At 71.8% G+C, this 1,410-nt stretch carries 1 protein-coding gene; it reads left to right on the top strand.

Going from position 1 to position 1,410, the window contains the following annotated elements; all coding sequences use genetic code 11:
• Positions 1 to 1,410, top strand: a 1,410-nt coding sequence (locus tag ACWDBB_RS36185) for a polyketide synthase dehydratase domain-containing protein (protein ID WP_449793651.1), incomplete at both ends; no start/stop codon positions are given.

Raw genomic sequence — 1,410 nt, 5'->3', positions numbered from 1 at the left:
CATCAACTGGCGCCAGTACTACACAGCCACCACCCCCACCACCCCCCTCCCCACCTACCCCTTCCAACGCCAACGCCACTGGCTCGACACCCCGGACACCACGGGTGACGCCACGGACTTCGGTCTCGGCAGCGCCGGGCACCCGCTGCTGAGCGCCGACCTCGAACTCGTGGACGGAAAGGGGCATCTCTTCACCGGACGGCTGTCGTTGCGCAGTCACCCGTGGCTCGCGGACCACGCGATTCAGGGCACGGCCGTCCTTCCCGGCACGGCCTATGTCGATCTCGCCCTGTGCCTCGGGGCCCGCTCCGGGCATACGGTCCTGGACGAGCTGACCCTTGAGGCACCGCTCGTCGTCCCCGAGCAGTCCTTCGCGCAGTTGCAGGTGGTCCTGGGCGAGCCCGACGACGCCGGGTGCCGTCAGCTGACCGTTCACTCCAGGCCCGGCGGTTCCGACGAGTCCGACGCGCCGTGGACCCGGCACGCGGTCGGCCTGCTGACGCGACCCGACCGCGAGGAGCAGGACGGCCCCTCCCTTTCTGCCGACTGGCCGCCGGCCGGCGCGAAGCAGGTCCCGGTGGAGGAGGTGTACGAGCTGATGAGCGCGCACGGCCAGGACTACGGCCCCGGCTTCCGCGGCCTGACCTCCATATGGCGCACCGGGGACGAGCTGTTCGCCGAGGTGCGGCTGCCCGAGGGCCTGCACGGCGAGGAAGCACGGTTCGCCGTGCACCCCGCGCTCCTGGACGCCGCGCTGCATCCCCTGGGTCTCCAGGCCGGGGACGGCGGGGGAACCGGTGGCACGCTGCGGCTGCCGTTCGCGTGGAGCGGGGTACGTCTGCACGCGGTGGGTGCCGCCTCCGCCCGGCTGCGGATCTCACCGGTGTCGGCGGACTCCGCCGCTCTGACCCTCGTGGATGCCGAGGGCAAGCCGGTCGTGTCGGTCGACTCCCTGACGCTGCGGCCCTTCGACGTACAGCAGTTGCTGTCATCGGCCACCGCTCACCGGAACTCGCTGTTCGACGTGGAATGGGTTCCCGTCCCGGCGGTTCCGACCGCGTCGAGCCGGCCCGCTGACGGCCCCGCTCCCGTCGTCGTGTCGTTCGCCTCCGCGGTGCGCACGGATGAGGGCGGACCCGCTTCCCTGCACCACGCGGCTCAGGAAGCCTTGCGGTCCGTGCAGCAGTGGCTCGCGGAGGAGCGGGACGACCAGGCGCGGCTGGTGTTCGTCACGCACGACGCGGTCGCGGCGGCAGCCGGGGACGGTGTGACCGGCCTCGACGTCTCACCGGTGTGGGGTCTGGTGCGTACGGCTCAGTCCGAACACCCGGACCGCTTCGTCCTCCTGGACACCGACACCACTCCCCTCCCCCCAGACCTCATCACCACCGCACTCGCCACCCGCGAACC

This window comes from Kitasatospora sp. NPDC001095 (assembly GCF_053598615.1).
This window is presented reverse-complemented; position numbering and strand designations above follow the sequence as displayed.